General features: G+C 70.3%; 26 protein-coding genes. 10 read left to right on the top strand and 16 right to left on the bottom strand.

The window, feature by feature from the left end; all coding sequences use genetic code 11:
• Nucleotides 1-11: 11 nt before the first annotated feature.
• Nucleotides 12-971 carry a pyridoxamine 5'-phosphate oxidase family protein gene (locus tag ASF39_RS03185; protein WP_244472242.1) on the top strand — a complete coding sequence of 320 codons (960 nt, stop codon included), beginning with the start codon at nucleotides 12-14 and terminating at the stop codon, nucleotides 969-971.
• On the opposite strand, the gene ASF39_RS03180 is transcribed toward ASF39_RS03185, so the two are convergent.
• The 8 genes from ASF39_RS03180 to ASF39_RS03145 all read right to left on the bottom strand — a co-directional run bounded on the left by ASF39_RS03180 (nucleotide 952) and on the right by ASF39_RS03145 (nucleotide 4,758).
• Nucleotides 952-1,593, bottom strand: coding sequence for a DUF2460 domain-containing protein (locus ASF39_RS03180; protein ID WP_055880806.1), 642 nt, complete (start codon nucleotides 1,591-1,593; stop codon nucleotides 952-954). The genes ASF39_RS03185 and ASF39_RS03180 overlap by 20 nt on opposite strands.
• Nucleotides 1,594-1,730: 137 nt before the next feature.
• Nucleotides 1,731-2,306, bottom strand: a complete 576-nt coding sequence (locus tag ASF39_RS03175) for a phage tail tape measure protein (RefSeq protein WP_056280974.1) — start codon at nucleotides 2,304-2,306, stop codon at nucleotides 1,731-1,733.
• A gap of 14 nt (nucleotides 2,307-2,320) precedes the next feature.
• On the bottom strand, nucleotides 2,321-2,542 hold the full coding sequence (locus tag ASF39_RS03170; RefSeq protein ID WP_055881324.1) for a phage tail assembly chaperone: 222 nt from the start codon (nucleotides 2,540-2,542) through the stop codon (nucleotides 2,321-2,323).
• On the bottom strand, nucleotides 2,539-2,865 hold the full coding sequence (locus tag ASF39_RS03165) for a gene transfer agent family protein (protein ID WP_055880812.1): 327 nt from the start codon (nucleotides 2,863-2,865) through the stop codon (nucleotides 2,539-2,541). Before ASF39_RS03165 ends, ASF39_RS03170 begins: the two co-directional genes overlap by 4 nt.
• Complete coding sequence (locus ASF39_RS03160) at nucleotides 2,865-3,272, bottom strand: phage major tail protein, TP901-1 family (RefSeq protein WP_055880815.1); 408 nt, start codon at nucleotides 3,270-3,272, stop codon at nucleotides 2,865-2,867. Before ASF39_RS03160 ends, ASF39_RS03165 begins: the two co-directional genes overlap by 1 nt.
• Before the next feature lie 24 nt (nucleotides 3,273-3,296).
• Complete coding sequence (locus ASF39_RS03155) at nucleotides 3,297-3,770, bottom strand: DUF3168 domain-containing protein (RefSeq protein ID WP_055881327.1); 474 nt, start codon at nucleotides 3,768-3,770, stop codon at nucleotides 3,297-3,299.
• Between the two features lie 41 nt (nucleotides 3,771-3,811).
• The gene (locus tag ASF39_RS03150) at nucleotides 3,812-4,162 is read right to left on the bottom strand and encodes a head-tail adaptor protein (protein ID WP_056280971.1); all 351 of its coding nucleotides are present in this window, start codon (nucleotides 4,160-4,162) and stop codon (nucleotides 3,812-3,814) included.
• 26 nt (nucleotides 4,163-4,188) lie between these two features.
• Nucleotides 4,189-4,758 (bottom strand): phage head-tail connector protein, encoded by a 570-nt coding sequence (locus ASF39_RS03145; RefSeq protein ID WP_056280969.1) that lies wholly within the window; start codon nucleotides 4,756-4,758, stop codon nucleotides 4,189-4,191.
• Between the two features lie 30 nt (nucleotides 4,759-4,788).
• Between ASF39_RS03145 and ASF39_RS03140 the strand changes: the two genes are divergently transcribed.
• From ASF39_RS03140 to ASF39_RS03130, 3 genes are all read left to right on the top strand, one after another.
• Entirely contained in the window at nucleotides 4,789-5,541 is a 753-nt protein-coding gene (locus ASF39_RS03140; protein ID WP_056280968.1) for a trypsin-like serine protease, read from the top strand.
• Between the two features lie 128 nt (nucleotides 5,542-5,669).
• A complete protein-coding gene (locus ASF39_RS03135) occupies nucleotides 5,670-6,533 on the top strand; it encodes a trypsin-like serine protease (RefSeq protein WP_055880827.1) in 864 nt (287 codons plus the stop codon).
• Between the two features lie 402 nt (nucleotides 6,534-6,935).
• Nucleotides 6,936-7,904, top strand: a complete 969-nt coding sequence (locus ASF39_RS03130) for a PAS domain-containing protein (protein ID WP_056280966.1) — start codon at nucleotides 6,936-6,938, stop codon at nucleotides 7,902-7,904.
• A 9-nt stretch (nucleotides 7,905-7,913) separates the two neighbouring features.
• On the opposite strand, the gene ASF39_RS03125 is transcribed toward ASF39_RS03130, so the two are convergent.
• A complete protein-coding gene (locus ASF39_RS03125; protein WP_162240568.1) occupies nucleotides 7,914-8,600 on the bottom strand; it encodes a Crp/Fnr family transcriptional regulator in 687 nt (228 codons plus the stop codon).
• Nucleotides 8,601-8,833: 233 nt separating this feature from the next.
• On the opposite strand from ASF39_RS03125, the gene ASF39_RS03120 reads away from it, so the two are divergent.
• Entirely contained in the window at nucleotides 8,834-9,598 is a 765-nt protein-coding gene (locus ASF39_RS03120; protein WP_055880838.1) for a Crp/Fnr family transcriptional regulator, read from the top strand.
• A 2-nt stretch (nucleotides 9,599-9,600) separates the two neighbouring features.
• Complete coding sequence (locus ASF39_RS03115) at nucleotides 9,601-9,897, top strand: hypothetical protein (protein ID WP_055880842.1); 297 nt, start codon at nucleotides 9,601-9,603, stop codon at nucleotides 9,895-9,897.
• 65 nt (nucleotides 9,898-9,962) lie between these two features.
• On the opposite strand, the gene ASF39_RS03110 is transcribed toward ASF39_RS03115, so the two are convergent.
• From ASF39_RS03110 to ASF39_RS03095, 4 genes are all read right to left on the bottom strand, one after another.
• Nucleotides 9,963-10,208, bottom strand: a complete 246-nt coding sequence (locus ASF39_RS03110; RefSeq protein ID WP_055880845.1) for a hypothetical protein — start codon at nucleotides 10,206-10,208, stop codon at nucleotides 9,963-9,965.
• A gap of 2 nt (nucleotides 10,209-10,210) precedes the next feature.
• Nucleotides 10,211-11,314, bottom strand: coding sequence for a hypothetical protein (locus tag ASF39_RS03105; RefSeq protein WP_056280962.1), 1,104 nt, complete (start codon nucleotides 11,312-11,314; stop codon nucleotides 10,211-10,213).
• 180 nt (nucleotides 11,315-11,494) lie between these two features.
• Nucleotides 11,495-12,760, bottom strand: a complete 1,266-nt coding sequence (locus ASF39_RS03100; protein ID WP_056280960.1) for a phage major capsid protein — start codon at nucleotides 12,758-12,760, stop codon at nucleotides 11,495-11,497.
• Nucleotides 12,757-13,275: an HK97 family phage prohead protease gene (locus ASF39_RS03095; protein ID WP_056280957.1), complete on the bottom strand. Its 519-nt coding sequence runs from the start codon at nucleotides 13,273-13,275 to the stop codon at nucleotides 12,757-12,759. Before ASF39_RS03095 ends, ASF39_RS03100 begins: the two co-directional genes overlap by 4 nt.
• An 83-nt stretch (nucleotides 13,276-13,358) precedes the next feature.
• On the opposite strand from ASF39_RS03095, the gene ASF39_RS03090 reads away from it, so the two are divergent.
• Both ASF39_RS03090 and ASF39_RS03085 read left to right on the top strand, forming a co-directional pair.
• Nucleotides 13,359-13,538 carry a type II toxin-antitoxin system VapB family antitoxin gene (locus ASF39_RS03090; RefSeq protein WP_056280955.1) on the top strand — a complete coding sequence of 60 codons (180 nt, stop codon included), beginning with the start codon at nucleotides 13,359-13,361 and terminating at the stop codon, nucleotides 13,536-13,538.
• Complete coding sequence (locus ASF39_RS03085) at nucleotides 13,535-13,945, top strand: type II toxin-antitoxin system VapC family toxin (RefSeq protein ID WP_056280953.1); 411 nt, start codon at nucleotides 13,535-13,537, stop codon at nucleotides 13,943-13,945. The genes ASF39_RS03090 and ASF39_RS03085 overlap by 4 nt, the downstream gene beginning before the upstream one ends.
• On the opposite strand, the gene ASF39_RS03080 is transcribed toward ASF39_RS03085, so the two are convergent.
• The 3 genes from ASF39_RS03080 to ASF39_RS03070 form a co-directional block, all read right to left on the bottom strand.
• Nucleotides 13,927-15,087, bottom strand: coding sequence for a phage portal protein (locus ASF39_RS03080; RefSeq protein WP_056280951.1), 1,161 nt, complete (start codon nucleotides 15,085-15,087; stop codon nucleotides 13,927-13,929). The two genes, ASF39_RS03085 and ASF39_RS03080, sit on opposite strands and share 19 nt — an antisense overlap.
• Before the next feature lie 130 nt (nucleotides 15,088-15,217).
• On the bottom strand, nucleotides 15,218-16,453 hold the full coding sequence (locus ASF39_RS03075) for a terminase family protein (RefSeq protein ID WP_056280949.1): 1,236 nt from the start codon (nucleotides 16,451-16,453) through the stop codon (nucleotides 15,218-15,220).
• Complete coding sequence (locus tag ASF39_RS03070; RefSeq protein WP_056280948.1) at nucleotides 16,443-16,970, bottom strand: hypothetical protein; 528 nt, start codon at nucleotides 16,968-16,970, stop codon at nucleotides 16,443-16,445. The genes ASF39_RS03075 and ASF39_RS03070 overlap by 11 nt, the downstream gene beginning before the upstream one ends.
• 984 nt (nucleotides 16,971-17,954) lie before the next feature.
• On the opposite strand from ASF39_RS03070, the gene ASF39_RS20155 reads away from it, so the two are divergent.
• Together ASF39_RS20155 and ASF39_RS22175 are read left to right on the top strand one after the other, a co-directional pair.
• On the top strand, nucleotides 17,955-18,827 hold the full coding sequence (locus tag ASF39_RS20155; RefSeq protein WP_082494308.1) for a serine dehydrogenasease: 873 nt from the start codon (nucleotides 17,955-17,957) through the stop codon (nucleotides 18,825-18,827).
• A complete protein-coding gene (locus ASF39_RS22175; protein ID WP_244472240.1) occupies nucleotides 18,827-19,042 on the top strand; it encodes a hypothetical protein in 216 nt (71 codons plus the stop codon). Before ASF39_RS20155 ends, ASF39_RS22175 begins: the two co-directional genes overlap by 1 nt.
• The last annotated feature ends 303 nt before the right edge of the window (nucleotides 19,043-19,345 follow it).

Below are 19,345 nucleotides of genomic sequence, written 5' to 3'. Positions count from 1 at the left end.
GGGAGTTCCCCATGTCCTTCTCAGAATACATGCCTCTCTCAGAACATCCGCCCGCCTCGCCCTGGCATCCGGGCGAAGTCGCCCTCCAGGCGAACCTCGGCGTCGCCGAACGGATGGCCGAGATCGGCCCCCGCGTGATCCGCGACCACCTGATCGACCAGCATCGCGCATTCTACGCCCACTTGCCGTTCGTGGTGCTGGGGGCGGTCGATCCGGCCGGCGATGTCTGGGCGACCCTTCGGACCGGGCGACCGGGCTTCCTCGAGGCGACCGATCCGGCCCATCTGCGGGTGCGGGCGGCTGCCGAGCCCGGCGATCCCGCCGAGGCGGGTCTGTCGGACGGCGCCGCGATCGGTCTCCTCGGGATCGATCTCGCCACGCGGCGGCGCAATCGCCTCAACGGCCTCGTGGAGCGGACCGGACCGGACGGCTTCGCCATCCGCGTGCAGCAGAGCTTCGGCAATTGCCCGCAGTATATCCGCGTGCGCGCCAACCCGCACCCGATCGCGGTGTCGGCGCCGGCCGTTCCCGAGGTGTCGGATCGCCTCGACGAGCGCGCCCGCGCGCTCGTCGCGCAGGCCGAGACCGTCTTCGTCGCCAGCTACGCCGAGGGCGGCGACGGGACCCGGCAGGTCGACGTCTCGCATCGCGGCGGGCCCGCCGGCTTCGTCCGGGTCGGTGCCGATGGCGCGCTCACGGTCCCCGACTATTCCGGCAACCGGTTCTTCAACACGCTGGGAAACATGCTCGCCAATCCGCGCGCCGGGCTCGTCGTCATCGATTTTGCCGGCGGCGACCTCTTGCAGATGACGGGGCGCGCGACGGTGGCCCTCGACGCCGAGGAGATCGCGGATTTCCCGGGCGCCGAGCGGCTTTGGCGCTTCGAGCCCCGCACGGTGATCCGACGCGCCGGCGCATGGCCGCTGCGGTTCGACGAGCCGGCCGTCTCCTCTACGGCACGATCTCGATGAGCGGCACCCGCGGGATCTCGCCGGCCGTGAAGGCCGAGAGGTCGACCGTGAGGTCGTCGGTGTCGAAGCGGACGGGCACGTCGAAGGCGAATCCCGCCGTCACCGCCGCGCCCGCCGCCGGCACCGCGTCGGCGGCGAAGGTGAGCCGGCCGGTGGCGGCGTCGCAAGTGACCTTCGCGGCGGGCACCGTCACCCCCGCCACCGCGACGCGCACGCTCTCCGCCACCGGCTTGGCGATGACACGGCGGTAGGGCAGCGGGCCGGTGCCGTAGGTCTTGGCGAGCTGGAACACCCGCGTCGTCCCGTCGCCGGTGCCCAGCGGCTGGTCGGTGGCCGAGACCGCCTTCGAGGGTGGCCCGGAGAGGTGGTCGACCCGGTCGCGGTAGCGGAAGCCGTAGAGGCGCCCGCGCCGCTCCTCGAAGAAGCCCAGCACCGCATGCAGCGCATCGAGGCTGCGGATGCCTAAGCCCGCGTCGTAGCGCCGGCGCGAATCGGCCCAGCGGCCGTTGCGGTGCTCGGCGCCCGAGGCCAGGGTGACGATCTCGGTGAGCCGGCGCGGGCCGCCGCTGCCGCGCAGGGCCACGTCAAGGGGAAAACGGACCTCGTGGAAGTCGCTCGGCATCGGTCGGTCTCCGTGATGGACGAGGCTCGCCTCATCCCATTTCCGGCTGATCACTTCGTGATGCGGACATGGGCTTCGCTCAGGCGCCGCGCGGGCTTGGTGATACGGTTCCCGCTCGATTCAAGCGGCAAACCGTATCAGAGCCCGCGCCGGCCCCGCGCCACCGCCCGCGCCAGGGTGGCGGCGACCTGCGCCTCCGAGCGGCGGAAGCCGGCCACGTCCGGCGTCGTGATGTTGACGGTTACGCTCGGCCCCCCGCCCGGTGCCGCCGCGACCCCGAGGCGGCCGTCGCCGCCCCGGCGCAGGGGCAGGATCGCCTCCGGCCCGGCCTCGCCCATCAGGCCGGTGCCGCCCTGCATCGGGAAGTAGGTGGGCGCGGCCACGATCCCGCCGCTCGCGAAGGGCCGCACCCGCCCCTGCGCGATCACCCCGCCTCGGGCGAGCGCCGTGGTCTCCTGGGCGGCCCCGGCGTTGATGAGGCTCTTCACGAGGCCGGTCACGCCCGCCTTCACCGGTGCCGCGATCGCCCGGCCGGCGAGGCCCGCGAGCCTGGCGCCGATGGTGGCGAGCACCCCGTCGAGCTGGCGCCCGCCGCTGACGTTGACCGACAGGGCCCTGGCGAGGCTCTGGCCGAATTTTTGGGAGAGTTTGTCGAGGGTTTCCAGCTGCCTGGCGCGGCCGGCCAGGCTGCGGTCGGTGTCGGTCTCGGGCATGGCGGCTTTCCGGATCAGCTCGGGTCGGGATGGGCGGCGATGAGCCTGTCGAGGTCGGCCCGGCTCATGGGGCTCGCGCGGCGGGAAAACCCGGCGGCGGCGGCGAGTTCGCGCGGGGTCGCGGCCCAGACGTCGGCGGGGCGCCAGCGCAGGTCGTGGAGGGCCAGGGCCAGCACGTCGTCCCACGGGAAGGCGGAGGGTGGCGTACCCTCCGGCCCCTGCCCGCCCGTGGTCAGGGAGGGTCCGGCGGTTCGGCCCCGAAGGCGGCCGCGAGCACGTCGCCCAGCGCCGTGACGATGGGTTCGAGGCCGCCGGCCAGGGGCAGGGCGGCCACCGCCGCGTCGTCGAGGGGGTGGCCGCCCCCGCGCAGAGCCGCGCCCAGGAGCGCGATGAGGTCGCGGCTGGCCAGGCGCCCGCCCGCGAAGCGGTCGGCCAGGCCGGCGAGGTCGCCGGCCTGGAGAGCGTCCTCGAGGTCGGCCAGGGCCCCGAGGGTGAGGCACAGGGTGTAGCGCGTGTCGGCGATGACGAGGGGCACCTCGCCGCGGCGGCGGTTGGCCATCACGCGGCCACGAAGGCGAGGGCACCGCCCGAATCGAGGGCGATGTCGAAGGTCACCTCGCCGGCATGGTCGCCGCGGTATTCGAGGGCGGTGATCTGGAACGGGCCGGTGACGGTGCCGAAGTCCGGCACCACGATCTGCCAGGCCTCGATGGTGCCCTCGAAGAACACCTGGCGCAGCCGCGCGTCCGAGGCCCCGTCGCGAAACACGCCCGAGCCCGAGATCGCGGCCCGGCGCACGCCGGCTCCGGCCAGCAGCTCGCGCCAGCGCCCGGTGGATTCGGCGCAGGTGATGTCCACGGTCTCGGCGTTGAAGGCGATCTGGCGGGCGCGCAGGCCGGCGACGGCGGTGAAACCGGCGCCCTCCGCGATGCGCAGGAGGAGGTCCTTGCCTTTCTGGGCGGTCATGGCGGGCTCCGGATTGGTGGGGGATCAGGTCGGAACGGCTTCTGGGGAAAGGGCTTCGGAAGAAAGAGCTTCGGGGAGAAGGGCTTCGGTGACGGCGGCCAGCGTCAGGGTGGCGCTGGCCTCGCCGCTGCGCGGATCGCGGACGGTGGAGAGGGACTGGACGCGCAGGAGCACCAGGGCGTGGCCGGTCAGCGACAGGGGGGCGTCGGCGAGCAGGTCGCCGATGCGGGCGGCGGCCTCGACGGCGCTGCGGGTCGAGCCCGGTTTCCCGACCACGACCAGCGCCAGCTCGTGGAGGTGGCGGCTGGCGCCGTCGACGGGATCGGCCCGGACCGTGGTGTCGCCGAACAGGGCGTAGACCGGGCTCGCCCCGCGCGGCGGCTCGTCGTGGAGGCGAAAGCGCCCGCCCGTCAGCCCGGCGAGGGTGGCGTCGGCGGCCAGACGCGCCAGGATCGCTCCCCGCAAGGCGAGGAGCGGGCCGGTGGACACGGCGGTCATGGTCGGGGCGCTCGTGGTCGCGGCGCTCGTGGTCGCGGCGGTCATGGCCGGGGCTCCGAGGTTGCCTCGACGAGCTCCTCGACCTCGCAGAGGAGGTCGCGGCGGCGTCCGTCGGGATCGCCGGCGAGGCGGATCGCGAAGCGGCGCGGGCCGGCGCTGAGCCGCATCGGCGGCGCGACCCCGTCGCGGTAGGCGAGGCGGATGCGGTGGGTGGCGCGCCGGTCGGCGCGTCCGCCCCCGGCCCGCTCCGTGGCGCCGAGCGGCGTGATCGCCCCCCACAGGAGCGGCCCGGCGACGTAGCGGCGCAAGCTGCCGCCGAAGCCGTCGGGCTCCTCGATCGGGCGTTCGAGCACGAACCGGCGCCGGCGCGCGCCGATGGGGGAAGAATTCATCGCGAAGGCTCCGGGAAGGGAGGGCGTCACAGGCGCAGCCGCCGCCAGGGGGCGATCAGGGCGGCGACGGCCGGCGGCCGGGGCTCCTGGCCGGCCTCGTCGCCGCGCCGCTCGAAGGCGTGGGCCACGAGCAGGCGGATCGCCTGGGTCAGCGGAGCGGGCACCGGCGGGCCGGCGCCGCCGTGGCCGGCCTCGACCTCGATCAGCGCGACCCGCCGGGACAGCTCCGGCACCGCGGCCGAGACCACGAGGCCGGGCGCCTCGACCAGGTCGTCGCCGAGGCGCACGAGGCCGGGCGCGAGGGGGGTGACCGTCCCGTCGCCGTCGACGGTGCCCGCCCGCGCCAGGGCGACGAGGGGGCTCAGCGGCAGCGGCACCCGGCCGTCGGGCGGCCAGGCGGTGAGCATCACCCGGTAGCGGCCGGGGGCGAGGACGCGGCGGGTCTCGGCCTCCACGCTCGCGCGGGCCGCCGCGATCAGGGCGGCGACGAGGCCGTCCTCGGCCCCGCCGTCGTCGGGGTCGAGGCGCAGGTGGAGGCGCATCTCGGCGAGGCTGACCGGCTCGACGATGTCCTCGTCCAGGCGTATCGGGGTCATCGGCGTCTCCGGGGCGCGCGGGGAGCAGGCATGCGGGGAAAAGGCACGCGGGCGGGTGGGCGGACGGTCGCGGCGGCGGTCGCGTGGGTCGTCCTGGCCGGCCCTGCGCCCGCCGTGGTCGGCGGCCGCGAGGCGCCGGAGGCGGCCGGGTCGAGCGTGATGGTGCTGTCGTCGAACGGCGGGGTCTGCACCGGCGTCGTGGTGGCCCGCGACGCCGTCCTCACCGCCGCCCACTGCGTGTCGGGCCGCGCCGAGCACCGGGTGCATTTTCGCGACGCCGCCGGGGCGCCCGTCCTCCTCGATCTCGCGAGCCGGGTGGTGCATCCGGGCTACGATGCCGGGGCGATCGCCGGACGCCGCCGCTCCATCGACCTCGCCCTGGTGCGCACGGCGTCCGCGCTGCCGCCCCGCTTCTCCGTCGCCCCCTTGAGCGCGGCGATGCCGAGGGCCGGCGAGCGCCTCGCCCTCTCGGGCTACGGTGCCGGCAAGGCGGGTGACGCGCGCTCCACCGGCACCTTCCGCAGCGTCGCGCTGCCGGTGGTGGAGCCCTACGGCCAGAGCCGCATCCTGGTCTGGCTGAAGAGCGCGGGTGCGGGCGGCTGCCAGGGCGATTCCGGCGGGCCGATCGGGCCCGAGGGCACCGCCGCCGTGCTCGCGGTCTCGGCCTGGATCGGCGGCGGTTGCGGCGGCGTCTCCCAGGGCGTGCTGCTGGGGCCGCAGCGCGACTGGATCGACCGGACCCTGGCCGGCTGGGGCACGACGGCGACCTGGACGGCGCCCTGACGACCCATGCCGCCGGAGGGGTCGCACCGCCGCCGCCCTCGCGATGGAACCACGCCTTGGCCACGACCCTTCCTTCGGCTAGGCTTGACCCGCCCTGGGACACGCGTCCCCGGACTCCGGAGAGATCGATGCTCGTAAATGCCCTGCGCGTGGCCCGTCTCGGCGCTGCCCTGGTCGCGCTGACGAGCGCCGGCCCGGCGATGGCGGTCATCAACGGCGCGGTCTCGCGCGATCCCGACGGCCTGCGCGCCTCGGTGGTGCGCATCGAGAGCACCCGGGGCGAGATCTGCTCGGGCACCCTGATCGGTCCGGACCTCGTCCTCACCGCCGCCCATTGCGTGATGCACCGGGCCGGCTACAGCGTGGTGGCCGTCGACCGGCGGTTCCGCCAGCAGCGCGTCCTGGCCGTCGCCGCCTCGATGCACCCCGACTTCGTGCCCGGCACCACGCCGGAGGACCAGCCCGGCATCGACCTGGCGCTGATCAAGCTGGAGCGGCCCCTGGGCCCCGAGTTCCAGCCCCTCGACCCGCGCGGCGGCGCCATCACCACCGGCGAGGCGGTGGACATCGCCGGCTTCGGCGTCGTGGCCGAGAACCGTCGCAACACCGCCGGCACCCTGCGCTCGGCGCAGCTCGTCTCCATCGGCTCGCTCGAGGTGGCCAACAGGGTCACCATGGTCACCGACCGCCGCCGCTTTGCCGAGACCACCGGCTCGGGCGCCTGCCTGGGCGATTCCGGCGGCCCGATCCTGCGCGGCGGCCGCGGCGGCTACCAGATCGTCGGCGTGGTGAGCTGGTCGAGCGGCGCCATGCGCCAGAACGCCCGCGCCCGCACCGCCTGCGGCGGTTTCACCGCGGTGACGCCCACCGGCGAGCACGCCGGCTGGATCGCCTCGCGCTCGGCCGAACTCGCCCGCATCCAGCCCGGCGAGGCCCTGCCCGCCGGCCGCGGCAACCGCTCCGACTGGATGGCCCGGCCCGCGCGCCGGTAGCGCATCGCCCAGTCCAGCGCCGCTCATCCCTCCGCGACGGGGCGGCGACGACAGCTCCCGTGCACCATAGCTCGCCGCTGCGGAACGGCGTTACTGCGAGGGTCCTGTCTTCGAGGGCGGGCGAGATATCGGCACTTCGCGACATCTTCCCGATAGGGCGTCTGTACGATTTCCAACATATGTTGGTGGCCTGACAACACGATACGGTTACGGTTCGGGCGGTCGACACCTTTCCCGAAGCCTTGCGGGGCCCAGCAAGGAAGCGCGATGACACAGGGCGGAGACGGTGACCGTTCCGTGCAGGAAGGCCAGCCGTGGTGGAGCCGACGGGGACCGTCTGGCGAGGCTCAGCGAGCCCCCTCCGCCCCGAGCCCGAACGAGGCGTCGGCCACCCTGTCCCGCATGCTCTGGTCCGGCGCGCGGCTCGGGGCCGGCATCGTCGAGGCCACGCCCGACTGCATCGAGGTCCTGGACGGCGAGGGGCACCTGCGCTTTGCCAATCCCGCCGCCGCCGAGACGCTCTACGATGCCGGTATGGTGCCGGGCGAAGCCGGTCGCTGGAGCGACCTCTGGCCCGCGGAGGCCCGGATGGCGATCCTCGCCAGCCTGTCGGTCGCCCGGTCCGGCATCGCGTCGCGGTTCTTCCTGAAGCGCCCCACCGCCCAGGGCGACAGCCGCGACTGGGACGTGGTCCTGACGCGGATGACCGACGAGCGCGGAGCCCTGCGCGGGTTCCTCGCCGTCTCGCGGGACGCGACGGCCCTGCGCCGGATCGGCGCCGACCAGGACCTGCGCCGGCGCGAACTGAACCACCGCCTGAAAAACGTCTTCGCCCTCGTCAACGGGCTCATCGGTTCGTCGGCCCGCAGCCTGCCGGCGGTGCAGCCCTTCGCCAAGGCCCTGCGGGACCGGTTCACCGCCCTCGACCGCGCCCACGCCCTGCCCGAGGACGGGCCGGGCCGGACGCTGGGGGCTCTCCTGGGCGCCCTGCTCGCGCCCTACGGCGATCCGGACGGCGGGGCCCGGATCGTCGTCGACTCCGTCGGTGACGGGCCGGTGGGATACACCGCCGCCACGAGCCTGACCCTCGTCGTCCACGAACTCGCCACCAACGCCGTCAGGCACGGCGCCCTGGCCGGGGAGGCCGGGCACGTCCGCGTCACCTGCCGGCGCGACGGGGCCGCGATGCAACTCGCCTGGATCGAGCGGGGCGGCCCCGCGGTGGCGGGCGCACCGGCCGCGCCGGGGTTCGGCTCCGCCCTGGTTCAGCGCAGCGTCACCGGACAGCTCGGCGGAACGATCGCCCAGGAGTGGGAGCCCGAAGGACTGAGCGTGCGCATCGCGATCCCGCTGGACTGCCTGGCGCGCTGACGCTGCCGTTCACTCGGGCCGGATGGGCTCGGCGCCTGCGCCGATGAGCCGGAGGTATTCCGCCTCCGGCGCCCCATAGGCGGCGCCCGCGAGGGCCAGCAGCGCGTCGCGGTCGCGGATGGTGATGGAGCCGCGGCTGGTCTCGATGATGCCGGCCCGTTCGAGGCCGGCCACCACCGTGGTCAGGCCGGTGCGGTTGACCCCGAGCATCAAGGACAGGAACCGGTGCGTCGTGGGCAGGACATCGCCGTCGATCCGGTCGTGGCACATCAGCAGCCATCGGGCGAGCCGCCGCTCGATCTTGTAGAGGCCGTTGGCGAGCGCGGTCGCGGCCACCTCCACCGCCACGGCCTGGGCGTAGCGCAGCAGGAAATCGTGCAGGCTGGGCCGCTGCCGCAACGCCTCGCGCAGGGCCGCGGCCGGGATCGACCAGGCCGTCCCCGCGACCTGGACCCGCGCCTCGTTGGGCGTGCGCTCGGCATCGAGCAGGATCGGCACGCCGACCATGCCTTCGCGGCCGACGAGGCCGAGTTCGATCTGCTGGCCGTCCGCCGCGACGGCGATGCAGGAGACGATCCCGTCTTCGATGAAGTGGGCCGTCGGGATCGGGGTGTCGGCCCGGATCAGGACGTCACCGGTCCGGAGCGGCGTCGTCTCGAGATACGGCTGTATCGTCGAGAAGTCGTCCGGCGCCATGAAGCTGAGAAGCCGGTTCGCGCAAGCAGTCTGAAGTGGGTGTGGCAATGGTCCCGTCCGCATCGGGGGCGGGAGCAAAAACCCTCAGTCGTCTGCGCCCAGTGACTACGGCAAACGATGCTTATGACTTACGTGCATGTCGGGATCGACGCAATCATTATCATATGATGGCACGGAGGTTGTATTTTCAACATAGTGCTGAGGCCGTGAAGGCCACACACATGGCGTGATAGATGCACCATGCCTTGATCAAGAAGCTCGAAAGTTTCGAGTCACTGTCGGACGACGACCGCAGCGCCCTCGATGCGCTGGTGCCGAAGGTGCGGCAGGTCGGCGCTCGCGTCGACCTCATCCGGGAGGGCGAGGTACCCGAGAACGTCCACCTCGTCCTCGACGGTTTCGCCTGTCGCTACAAGGTCCTGGCCGACGGCCAGCGGCAGATCATGGCCTACTTCCTGCCGGGCGATTTCTGCGACCTCAACGTCTTCATCCTCGACCAGATGGACCACAGCATCGGCACGATCTCGGCGTGCCAGATCGTGGACATCCCGCGCGCGGCCATCGACGAGATCACCGCCAGTCATCCCCGCGTCACCCGCGCCTTCTGGTGGTGTGCGCTGGTCGATGAAGCCATCCTGCGCGAGTGGCTGGTGAATCTGGGAGCGCGCGAGGCAAATCAACGCATCGCCCACATCATGTGCGAGATCCTGATGCGCCTCGACGCCGTCGGTCGCGTGCGCGACAACAGCTATCAGTTTCCCTTCACCCAGACCGACATCGCCGACACGATGGGGCTCTCGAACGTTCACGTGAACCGCACCCTGCGCGAACTGCGCGAGCTCGGCCTCGTCACGCTCAAGCATCGGGTCCTGACGATTCTCGACGTCGACCGGCTGAAGGCCTACTGCGGCTTCAACGCCAACTACCTCCACCTCAAGAACACGCGCTGGGTCGAACGTCGGCGCGCGACCTGGCTCGGTCGAACCGAAGGAGCTTGACCGTGGACGCGCAGCACAACGTCGAGACGTTGGTGGTGCTGCAGCCGGTCGCCGTCGACACCGCGAGCCTCGACCGCGACGGCATGCTGGTGATGGCCAACGGAATGCTGGTCGGGGTTCTCGTGCGCCTCGTGACCCCGGGTCACGAGCATAGCGGCGCCTGGTTCGTCGAAGCCGCCTTCGGCCACCTGAAGGGCGTACGCGTCCAGCCGTTCGACACCCTCGACGACGCGACACGCTGGTTCCGGACCAACCTCAAGCGCAGCCAAGCCGGGACGTCGTGGCGCCCGCCCCCATGATCTAGCAGATCTTGGATCTAGCGGAGCTTGGATCTAGCGGAGCTTGGATCTGGCGGAGCTTGGATCTAGCGGATCTTGACTTGCCCGGTGATCTCCACCTCGACGTCGAACGCGCCGAAATGATCGGGCAATTCCTCGGCCGCCGAGGGCGTCTGCGCGAACACCTTCACGGCCCAGTCGTCGCCGCTCCGGTTGACGCCGAGGCCGACGGCCCGGTCCGGCCGTCCCGCCGCGTATTGAGAGGTGAACGCCTCCTTCGCAGCCAGGGCCGCCGACCGCGACGCCAGCAACTTCTCCCGCTGCTCACCCATGGTCAGACTCCTGTCGCGGGACTGTAGAGATCGACGGCGAGTGCATCAAGAACGGCCCGGATCGGATTTGCAAAAGTGATGCCGCGGTCGTTGCGGCCACCGGTCTCGGTTCCGGCGAACAACAGGGCGATCGGCCGGCCGTCCATCGTGCAGATCAGCGAACCGCTGTCGCCGCCCTTGGAGAAGGTCTTCTCCGTGCCGCTGATCGCGATCTGGCGATTGAATATCGCAAAGCGGGGTGCGGCGCCGCTGACCATCTGGACCCGGACGTTGTCGATCGCGATCGCGTCCACGACGCCCGTGCTGAAGCGGGTGGTGCGGCCGACCTTCTTCACCGGGTCGCCGTCGATGAGCACGTCTTCGATATCGCCGATGCTCCAGCCGTCCGAACCGATCTCTCCGTCGCCGACCAGGAAGGGCTCGGGACGGGCATGCCCGTCTTCGAGCGGTGCGAAGGCGCAGTCGACGAGGTTGAAGGAGGTCGGGTCGAAATCGAGCGGCACATAGGTGCCGAGCTTGGCGACCACGTGCGCGGCCTGCCGCGCGTCCCCGCCGTCGGCCCTGCCCGGCTGGAGGATGATGTCGCCCACTCGGGCTTTGTTGTTCATGGCCAGGACGTGGTTGTTCGAGATCAACCCGACGCGGCCGTCCGCATCGACGCCGAAGCAGCCGATCGTGCCGGCGGTGATGCGGTGATGGCCGACCGACTCGCCCATGCGCAGGGGGCGGCAGGTCCTGACCTTCCGCCTGCCCTGGCTGCGGATCCGGCCGGTCACGATGACCTCCGCTTCCGTGGGCGCGACACGCAACGCCGCCTCGACGACGGGATGGTGGAGCAGCTTCTTGTGCTGGACGAACAGCCCCAGCTTGAGTCCCTGCCCGCGGTCGTCCCCCCGACCCCGTCGCAGGATGCCGACCGCGATCTTTTCCTTGGGATCGATCTCCCCGGCCCGCCTCGCCCGCGCGATGTCGGCATGGGCGGCCGTGTCGGGGGCCGGCGCGAAGATCGGCCCACCGCCGTCGGTCGCGGCCGTCGCCACCTCCGCGTAGCGGAAGGCGCGCTTGAACACCTCGGCTTTGGCGTTCTCCGCTCCGTCAAGGTTCATTACGATGCTCCTCGATTAACCTGAGGTAGCGTTATGGACATGACCAAACGGTTAAGGAAGCGGTACGACGGGAAAAATGCAGCCACCGGTTACAGAACGGTGGGGATCGCGGGTGGGGATCGCGAGGGCGCATCGTCCGGACGGCCGGCCTCCGCCCGGCGTCGGCGGAGGCCGGGGTGTTCAAGCGAACGACAGCAGCTTGATCGCATCGAAGTCCTGCACGCCGCCGCCGACGCGCTTGGTGGTGTAGAACAGCACGTAGGGCTTGGCCGAATAAGGGTCGCGCAGCACCCGCAGGCCGGTGCGGTCCACCACCAGGTAGCCGCGCTTGAAGTCGCCGAAGGCGATCGAGAGGCTGCCCGCGCTCGCATCCGGCATCGCCTCGGCCTCGGCCACCGGGAAGCCGAGCAGGGTGGCGCCGCGGTCGGCGGCGGTGGGCGGCTGCCAGAGGTAGTTGCCGTCGGCATCCTTCATCTTGCGGATCGTGCTCTGGACCTTGCGGTTCATCACGAAGGCGGCGTTCTGGCGGTAGCCGGCGCGCAGGGCATAGACGAGGTCGAACAGCACGTCGGCCGCGTTGGCCGCCGGGAAGGCACCGGCCGCCCCGGTGGCAATCGTCCCGAGCTTGCCCGGCACCAGCGACGCGTTGGCGACCGTGTCGTAGGCGAGCAGGCCGCGCGGGCGGCTGATACCGTTGCCGGTAACGAAGGCGGTGCCCTCCTGCTCGGCGAAGGCGGTCTCGACCTCGTCGGCGAGCCAGGCGTCGATGTCGACGACGGCGTCGTCGAGCAGCGTCTGGGTCGCGGCCGGCATGGCATAGAGCTCCATCGCCGGAAAGCTCAGCTCGGACAGGGTCGGGCTCGCCGTCTGCGGCCGCGGCGCGGTCTCGGCGACCCAGCCGGAGACGGCCTCGCTCACCGAGACCGCGCGCTTGTACTGCCCGCCCGAGATCGTCCGCACGCTGGCCAGCGCCCGGATCGGCGAGAGGCGGGCGAGGCGCACGAGCACTTCGCGCTCCACCGTGGCGGGCACGAGGTAGCCGCCGTCCGGCCCGGAGCCGGCCGAGAGCGCCTTCTCCTCCAGGCGCTTGAGGCCGCCGCTCTCGCCGGCCCTGACGTAGAGGTCGAAGGCGGCCTTGTGCTCCGTGGCGGCGGCGTCGCGCGGGACCGGCCCGTTGGCCATGGGCGGCCGGCGTCCGTCGAGGGCGAGGCGGTCGAGGCGCTGGCGGGCGCCGTCGAGGGCCGCGTCGATGCGGGCGAGCTTTTCCTCGGTCACCACGTCGGTGCCCAGGCGCGCGTCGAGCTGCGCCAGGCGGGCGTCGTTGGTCTCCTTGAAGGCCGAGAAGGCCTGGGCGAGCTCGGCCAGGGCCGTGCCGGCGTCGGCCGGCGCCGCCTTGTTCTCGAGGAGGGGGGAGGATGCGGTCTCGAAGGGGGCGTGGACGCTCATCGTGTACCTCGGGTGGGGGCGGAAGGGGCGGCGCGGGGCCGGGTGGAAAGGGGGGCGATGCGGCGGGCGAGCGCCCGCAGCTGCGCGGGCATGTCGGCTGCCGCACGGGCCGGTGCGCCGATGCGCGCGCCCGGCTGGAGCGGGAAGGTCACCAGGGAGATCTCCCACAGGTCGATCGCCTGGAGGCGGCGCAGGCCGTTGCGCTCGGGCGCCGCGCGCAGGGTGCGAAACCCGATCGAAAGCCCGTCGAGGCCGCCCTCGCGCATCAGCGCGTCGACCTCGCGGGCCCGCTGGACGGCGAGGTTGAGCCGGCCCTCGACCCTGAGGCCGCGGGCGTCCTCGGTGAGCGCCAGCCAGCGCCCGATCGGCTCGGCCGGATCGTGCTGCCAGAGCATGCGCACCCCCGCAGCCCCGCGCTGCGCGAGGCTGGCGGCGAAGGCGCCCGGCGCGACCACGTCGCGCCCGAGGTCGGGCACGCCGAACAGGCTGGCGTAGCCGGTGACATGGCCATCCATGGATGATCCGATCGGTGAGGGATGACAGGGGTGAAGGCCGCGAACATCCTTGTGGTGCGTCGAGGATATTCGCGGAGGGGCGGATGCCGCTCACCATCGAGGACGACGCGACGGCGGATCTCGTGGCGCAGCTCGCCAAGGCCACCGGCACGACGAAGTCCGAGGCGGTGCGGCAGGCCGAACGTCGTGCGCTCCACCCGCTGCCGGCGCCCACCGGACAGCTGGCGGACAAGGCGTTCTTCGATGAGTTGAGCGGCGAATGACACTTTTAGTCGATGCGCCGGCGTTGATCGCCATCATCGCCGGCGAAGCAGAGGCCGATGTCTTCCGCGACATCATCGATGCCGACGCCGATGGCCTGTGTTCTGCTGTGTCGGTGTGGGAAACCGTAGCCGGTCTCGTCCGCAGCTCTTCCCTCACCGTCGAGACAGCCCGTGAACGCGTGCGCCTCTATCGGGAGGCCTTGGGACTACGTCCGATCCCGATCGGCGAAGCCGAATCCGAACTCGCCATCGAGGCCCATGCCCGCTTCGGCGAGGGCCGGCATCCGGCCGCGCTCACCATGGGCGACTGCCACGCCCATGCCTGCGCCAAGGCGCATCGGGCCGCGCTGCCGTTCGAGGGCGACGACGTCTCCAAGACCGACGTTCGTCACCCCCGCGCCCCGTAACCCACCGCCTCGCGCTTCTCGTCCTCGCTCAAAAAGTCCGCCCCCTGCACCCGGCGCCAGAGGGATTCCCGTTCCGGCGCCAGCGCCTCGATGGCGTCGAGGTCGGGTTCCAGGCGGGCGGGGCCGAAGGCGGGTTCGAGCCATTGCGCGAGGCTCTCGGCGGTGCGGCGCACCAGCGGGATCACGGTCTGGCGGTAGAAGGCGCGGTTGGCCTCGGCATAGTTGGCGTGGGTGTTGTCGCCGGGCAGGCCCAGGAGGAGCGGCGGCACGCCGAAGGCCAGGGCGATCTCGCGGGCGGCCCCGTTCTTGGCCTCCACGAAATCCATGTCCTTGGGCGAGAGCGACAGCGGCTTCCAGTCGAGCCCGCCCTCCAGGAGCAACGGCCGCCCGGCGTTGCCGGCGCCCTGGTAGTTGGTCTCCAACTCGCCCTTGAGCCGGGTGAACTGCGTGTCGCTCAAGCCATTGCCGGCGGCGGCGGCGAACACCAGCGCGCCGGACGGCCGGGCGGCGTTGTCGAGGAGCGCCTTGTTCCAGGCGCCGGCCGCGTTGTGGATGTCGAGCGCCACCGCCGCCGCCTCCATCGGCGAGAGGCCGTAGTGGTCGTCGGTGGGGTGGAACAGGGTGAGGTGGAGGATCGGGCTCATCCCCTCGTCGCCGCGGTGGTAGCGCAGGACGCGCCCGCCGACCGTGTAGTCGTAGGCCGCCGGCCATCCGTCCGGGCCGGGCACCACCCGCATCCGGTCGGGGCGCAAGGCGTGGAGCTCGCGCGGGACGCCGTCGAGGGCGACGCATTCGAGATAGGCGTTCCCCGACACCATCAGGTGCCCGTAGAGCGTCTCGCGCAGCCGCGCCCCGCCCTCGCGCGGGTTCGGACGGTCGAGGAGCGCCGTCAGCGGATGCCCTGCGGCCTCGTCCGTGAGGCTCAGCGGCACCGCGGCGGCGGCCTCCGCCACGAGGCGCACCGCCCGGTGGACCACGGCGTTGCGCTGGAACCCCTCGCGGGCCAGCGCCCCGCCGTCGCGCGGCGTCCAGGCGGCCCGGCCCTCGCCGTAGAAGGCGACGCGGGTGGCCGAGAGGGGGGCTGCCTTGGTGGCCGGCGCGCGGGCGATCGCCCGGGTGAGACGGGTGAGAAGATTGGGCATGGGGGCTCTCGCGGGTCTCTCCTCCCCCTTGTGGAGAGGCGTTGGAGGTGGGGGTGGTGGGGCGACCCTGGCCGGAGGCTGGCGGAACCACCCCGACCCCCGGCCCCTCCCCACAAGGGGAGAGCGGGCTCTACAACCCCCGGATCCGCGGCTCCGCCCTGGCCCCCAGCATGAGGTGGGTCAGCGCCCACACCAGCGCGTCGAGGCGGTCCGGCGAGGCGCCGGTGGAGAGGCCGTCGGGGCCGAGGTCGCACAGTTCGTCCTCCAGGGCGGCCAAGGCGCCGACGTGGTGGACGAGGCCGCGGGCGTAGAGCACCGAGACCGGCTCGGCCCGCAGGTACTTGCCGCGGCTGGCCCGCACCGGGGTCACCGGCACGGCGGGGTCGATCTGGGCGATGACGGCCGAGGCCATCTCGCCGCCCTGGTTGACCTCGACCACGAGGGCGTCGGCCTCGAGCCGGTGGTAGAGGGTGAGGGCGGCCAGCGCCCACACCTGCGGCGTCGCCCGGCTCAGCGTGGCGTCGGCCAGCACGTAGGCGTGGCCCGAATCCGCCAACCCCGCCGCCACGATCCCGCAGGCGTCGGCCCCGGCCCGCGACGAGGCCGGCGGGTCCACCGCCACCACGATGCGCCTGAGCGCGTCCGGCGCCCTGGCCACGCGGGCCGCCTCGATCCCGGCCCGGTTCCACAGGGCGTCCGGCCGGTCCTCGATCAGCTCCCCGTCGAGTTCCTGGCGCCCGAGCCGGGTGCCGGCGTAGCGCCCGACGATGCCCTCGAGGAAGGACGGCGCCAGGTTCATGGCGTTGTCGGCGGTGCGCGAGCGGCTCAACACCACGGACGGGTCGGTGAGGAGCCGGCGGATCAGCGCGGTGGGGCGCGGCGTCGTGGTGACGAGGCTGCGCGGCCGCGCCCCCAGCCGCAGCCCGAACTGGATCATGTCGTAGGCGGCCTCCGCCTGGCGCCACTTGGCGAGTTCGTCCGACCAGGCGGCGCCGAACTGCGGCCCGCGCAGGGAATCCGGCTCCTCGGCCGAGAAGGCCAGCGCCACCGCGCCGTTGGGATAATCGACCCGCCGCCGGGAGGGCGACCACACCGGGCGCGGCCCGGCCAGCGCCATTAGGCCGGACGGCCCCTCGATCATCACGTCGCGCACGTCCGCGAAGGTCTCGCCGACGAGCGCGATGCGCCCGACGGGGCTCGCCGTGAAGGCGGGGTCGCCCAGCGCCAGCGCCCGCACCCACTCGGCCCCCGTGCGGGTCTTGCCCGAGCCGCGCCCGCCGATCACCGCCCAGGTCGTCCAGGGGGTTCGCCACTCGCAGGGCGGCAGCTGGTCGGGACGGGCGCAATGGAGCCAGTCACGCGACATCTTCAGGATCAGGGCCGGCGGCAGGCTCGCCAGGAAGGCCGGCAGCCGCCCCGTCGCCTGCGAATGCCGCATAGCGGTCCGCGATCTGCGCGCGCAGGGCGGGCAGGTCGAGGCCGCCGCCGGGGTCGCCGCCAGCATCCTTGCCATCGCCCGCCTCCCGCCGTCCGTCCGCGTCGATCTCGTCCAGGAGCTTCTTGAGGCCGCCGAGATCGCGCAGCACCTTCGCCGAATCGAGGGGCTTGGGTGCGAGGGTCTTGGCCGCGGGGGTCTTGGGTACTTGCCGCAGCGCCTTGTCGAACCGCGAAATCTGGCGGGCGATGTGGCGGCGCAGGGTTGCCCGCAGGTCGTTCTTTTCGCCCGACGCCGCCGACGGGCGCCAGCCATGACGCTGGCTCCATTTCGCGATGGTCGACGGGTGGGCGACGCCGGTCTCCGCGGCGATCTGCCCAAATGTCTTGGAGGTGCCGCGCACCAGCGCCTCGACGCGCCGACGCCCCTCCTGAGGCGAACCCGTCATCGCCGCCCCCGCCGTCTCTCGTCACACTTCTTGAGCGTGGAGGAGTGATAGCCCAGGAGCGTCGCGGTGTCAACATAAATTCCTATGAAAGGAATTTATGATTTGGTCGTTGATGTGCCACTCCGATGGCACCGGGCTGAGGCGTCCAGTGACGCACCTTTCCCGGACACCCGAACCACTGGCGGACAGCGGTCCGGGATGCCGGGGCGCCCCCATCATGGTGACGGTTGGATATTGCTCCGCCTCGCGGCACGTCGTCGTACCGGATCACCCTACTCATCGATCCGGGAATCCGGGAAAAGACGGCGCGTTATCCGGCAGTATCCGCCATCGGTGGTCGCCGAGCGCCCGTTCGGCCCCTTCGTCTCACCCACGCCCTCATCCTGAGGTGCCGCGCAGCGGCCTCGAAGGAGGTCTCCAGGGATCGCTTCGGCTTCTGGAGGTCTCCTTCGAGGCCTCTTGCGAGAGCAGTGGCACCTCAGGATGAGGGCGATGGGTGGGATGATTCTCGCCGTCTGTCGCCACCGTGGCGGAACTGACCAACTCTTTGCTCAAGTAGTCCGCATTATCCTGTTACATTGGAAGGTCTACCGGGAGGAGCTGCGGAACTACCTCGTGGCCGCGCCTTGCAAAGCAGACGGCCCGCTCACGTCGCGACAACTGGCCTACCTCGTGTGCCAGTGCGAGGGGAAGGACCACCGAGACCGACGGCTGCTCACGGACGTGACGCGGCGCTGAGGGGGCGCCCTGCAAAAGATGCGAGTGGGGCGCGGGGCTGTACGCTGACGACAGAGCATACTGGCGAGTGTCGAAGGCGCTGTGGTGTCTCAAATTGAACGGCCCTGCCCGACTCCTCGTATACAAGGCTGGCGACTTGAGTTTGGGCGAGCAGCTAAAAAGCTCACAAAATAGACGTGTAACTCAGGGTTGTCGGCGAACCCGTCTACTGTTAATTGTATCCCGAAGGACGCAGTAGGAAAACGCATGAATCCGGCAGATTTAGACCATACGATCCTACATCACATAAATGAAAAAGGTAAAGCCCTTAAAGATCAGCTTGAATCAGATGTAATTTGTTATTTTGGGCAAATTAATCCGCAATACTTCAGGCTTTTTAGAAATTTTGTCGAAGATGTCAAACAGAAATCCGCTCGACCTAATCGCACCCTAAGTCTTGTATTGCGAACTCCTGGAGGTTCCGCGGAAACAGTAGAAAGATTTGTCAACGTAATTCGCTACCACTACGACATTGTAAATTTTATTGTTCCTGACATAGCTATGTCTGCTGGAACGATCTTCTGTATGTCTGGTGATAAAATCTATATGGACTACTCATCGACTCTGGGTCCGATTGACCCTCAAGTCATGGCTCCAGACGGTAGCGGATATGTCGCAGCTTTGGGATACTTAGACAAGGTCGACGAGATTACTCAGAAAGGTAATCTCACGCCCGCAGACGTGGTGCTTCTAAAGAGTATGGACTTAGCGAAGCTGGCTCTCTTTGAGCAGGCAAAAAATCTATCGATAGACTTGCTTAAGAAATGGCTAATACAATACAAGTTTAAAGACTGGACTGTTCATAGAACTACAAACCCAGGAACACCCGTTACAGATGATGACAAATCGACTCGTGCCCAGGAGGTAGCTACGGCGCTATCAGATCATAAAAGGTGGTTCTCTCACGGCCGGTCTCTTGGCGTTGAGCGCTTAAAAGAGTTGCGGCTGGAAATCGATGATTACTCAGCGGACGAAAATCTTAGAGAAGCGATCCGTAGCTACAACGACCTCTTGACAGCGTACACAGATCGGGCTGGGTTGCCATTCTATCTGCACAGCCACCTGACGGAAAAAGTTTGATGACCCAGGCGTCTAATATCGCAGAAAGCGTGGCAGAAGCTCTGGACCGGGCGGAAAAACAACCAGGCTCAACCGCTTTTTCGCCAGCTGTTCTGGACGCAATCAGGCTTGCTGACATTTTTTCTGACGTAAACCCACAGGAAGATTTTCTTCCAATCGACGCACTTGCTGGCTTCCCTGTTTCCAGACTGAGTCAGCAATCAGCCCGCGACTGAATCGTTCCGGCTGCCAGTATACTTTACCACTGGCGCGGCACGGAGTGCGTAAGCGTAGCGTTCGTCGTCCTAACCTGCTGAACGCCGTTGTTTTTCCGGCTATGATCCTCGCGCCACTCCATCTCGCCAGCGTAGGAAGCGAGATAGGTCTGCTGGTGCGGTGGTGAGCATCCATCTCGGCGCGGCGGAGACGTTGGAAGAACGACTCCACTTGGTTGGTGCAAGCATCGTCGGAATAGCTCTGGCACAGATCGACCCGTTTCGTCAGTAAACGGTTTTGCAGGCGCCCCCAGCGAGAAGCCT

Origin of the sequence: Methylobacterium sp. Leaf108 (assembly GCF_001423265.1) — a bacterium.
Classification (GTDB): domain Bacteria; phylum Pseudomonadota; class Alphaproteobacteria; order Rhizobiales; family Beijerinckiaceae; genus Methylobacterium.
This window is presented reverse-complemented; position numbering and strand designations above follow the sequence as displayed.

Coding starts and splice junctions, on each gene's coding strand:
- ASF39_RS03185 (WP_244472242.1), top strand. CDS start 12: ATGTCCTTCTCAGAATACATGCCTCTCTCAGAACATCCGCCCGCCTCG.
- ASF39_RS03180 (WP_055880806.1), bottom strand. CDS start 1,593: ATGCCGAGCGACTTCCACGAGGTCCGTTTTCCCCTTGACGTGGCCCTG.
- ASF39_RS03175 (WP_056280974.1), bottom strand. CDS start 2,306: ATGCCCGAGACCGACACCGACCGCAGCCTGGCCGGCCGCGCCAGGCAG.
- ASF39_RS03165 (WP_055880812.1), bottom strand. CDS start 2,865: ATGGCCAACCGCCGCCGCGGCGAGGTGCCCCTCGTCATCGCCGACACG.
- ASF39_RS03160 (WP_055880815.1), bottom strand. CDS start 3,272: ATGACCGCCCAGAAAGGCAAGGACCTCCTCCTGCGCATCGCGGAGGGC.
- ASF39_RS03155 (WP_055881327.1), bottom strand. CDS start 3,770: ATGACCGCCGTGTCCACCGGCCCGCTCCTCGCCTTGCGGGGAGCGATC.
- ASF39_RS03150 (WP_056280971.1), bottom strand. CDS start 4,162: ATGAATTCTTCCCCCATCGGCGCGCGCCGGCGCCGGTTCGTGCTCGAA.
- ASF39_RS03145 (WP_056280969.1), bottom strand. CDS start 4,758: ATGACCCCGATACGCCTGGACGAGGACATCGTCGAGCCGGTCAGCCTC.
- ASF39_RS03140 (WP_056280968.1), top strand. CDS start 4,789: ATGCGGGGAAAAGGCACGCGGGCGGGTGGGCGGACGGTCGCGGCGGCG.
- ASF39_RS03135 (WP_055880827.1), top strand. CDS start 5,670: ATGCTCGTAAATGCCCTGCGCGTGGCCCGTCTCGGCGCTGCCCTGGTC.
- ASF39_RS03130 (WP_056280966.1), top strand. CDS start 6,936: ATGCTCTGGTCCGGCGCGCGGCTCGGGGCCGGCATCGTCGAGGCCACG.
- ASF39_RS03125 (WP_162240568.1), bottom strand. CDS start 8,600: ATGGCGCCGGACGACTTCTCGACGATACAGCCGTATCTCGAGACGACG.
- ASF39_RS03120 (WP_055880838.1), top strand. CDS start 8,834: ATGCACCATGCCTTGATCAAGAAGCTCGAAAGTTTCGAGTCACTGTCG.
- ASF39_RS03110 (WP_055880845.1), bottom strand. CDS start 10,208: ATGGGTGAGCAGCGGGAGAAGTTGCTGGCGTCGCGGTCGGCGGCCCTG.
- ASF39_RS03105 (WP_056280962.1), bottom strand. CDS start 11,314: ATGAACCTTGACGGAGCGGAGAACGCCAAAGCCGAGGTGTTCAAGCGC.
- ASF39_RS03100 (WP_056280960.1), bottom strand. CDS start 12,760: ATGAGCGTCCACGCCCCCTTCGAGACCGCATCCTCCCCCCTCCTCGAG.
- ASF39_RS03095 (WP_056280957.1), bottom strand. CDS start 13,275: ATGGATGGCCATGTCACCGGCTACGCCAGCCTGTTCGGCGTGCCCGAC.
- ASF39_RS03090 (WP_056280955.1), top strand. CDS start 13,359: ATGCCGCTCACCATCGAGGACGACGCGACGGCGGATCTCGTGGCGCAG.
- ASF39_RS03085 (WP_056280953.1), top strand. CDS start 13,535: ATGACACTTTTAGTCGATGCGCCGGCGTTGATCGCCATCATCGCCGGC.
- ASF39_RS03080 (WP_056280951.1), bottom strand. CDS start 15,087: ATGCCCAATCTTCTCACCCGTCTCACCCGGGCGATCGCCCGCGCGCCG.
- ASF39_RS03075 (WP_056280949.1), bottom strand. CDS start 16,453: ATGTCGCGTGACTGGCTCCATTGCGCCCGTCCCGACCAGCTGCCGCCC.
- ASF39_RS03070 (WP_056280948.1), bottom strand. CDS start 16,970: ATGACGGGTTCGCCTCAGGAGGGGCGTCGGCGCGTCGAGGCGCTGGTG.
- ASF39_RS20155 (WP_082494308.1), top strand. CDS start 17,955: ATGAATCCGGCAGATTTAGACCATACGATCCTACATCACATAAATGAA.
- ASF39_RS22175 (WP_244472240.1), top strand. CDS start 18,827: ATGACCCAGGCGTCTAATATCGCAGAAAGCGTGGCAGAAGCTCTGGAC.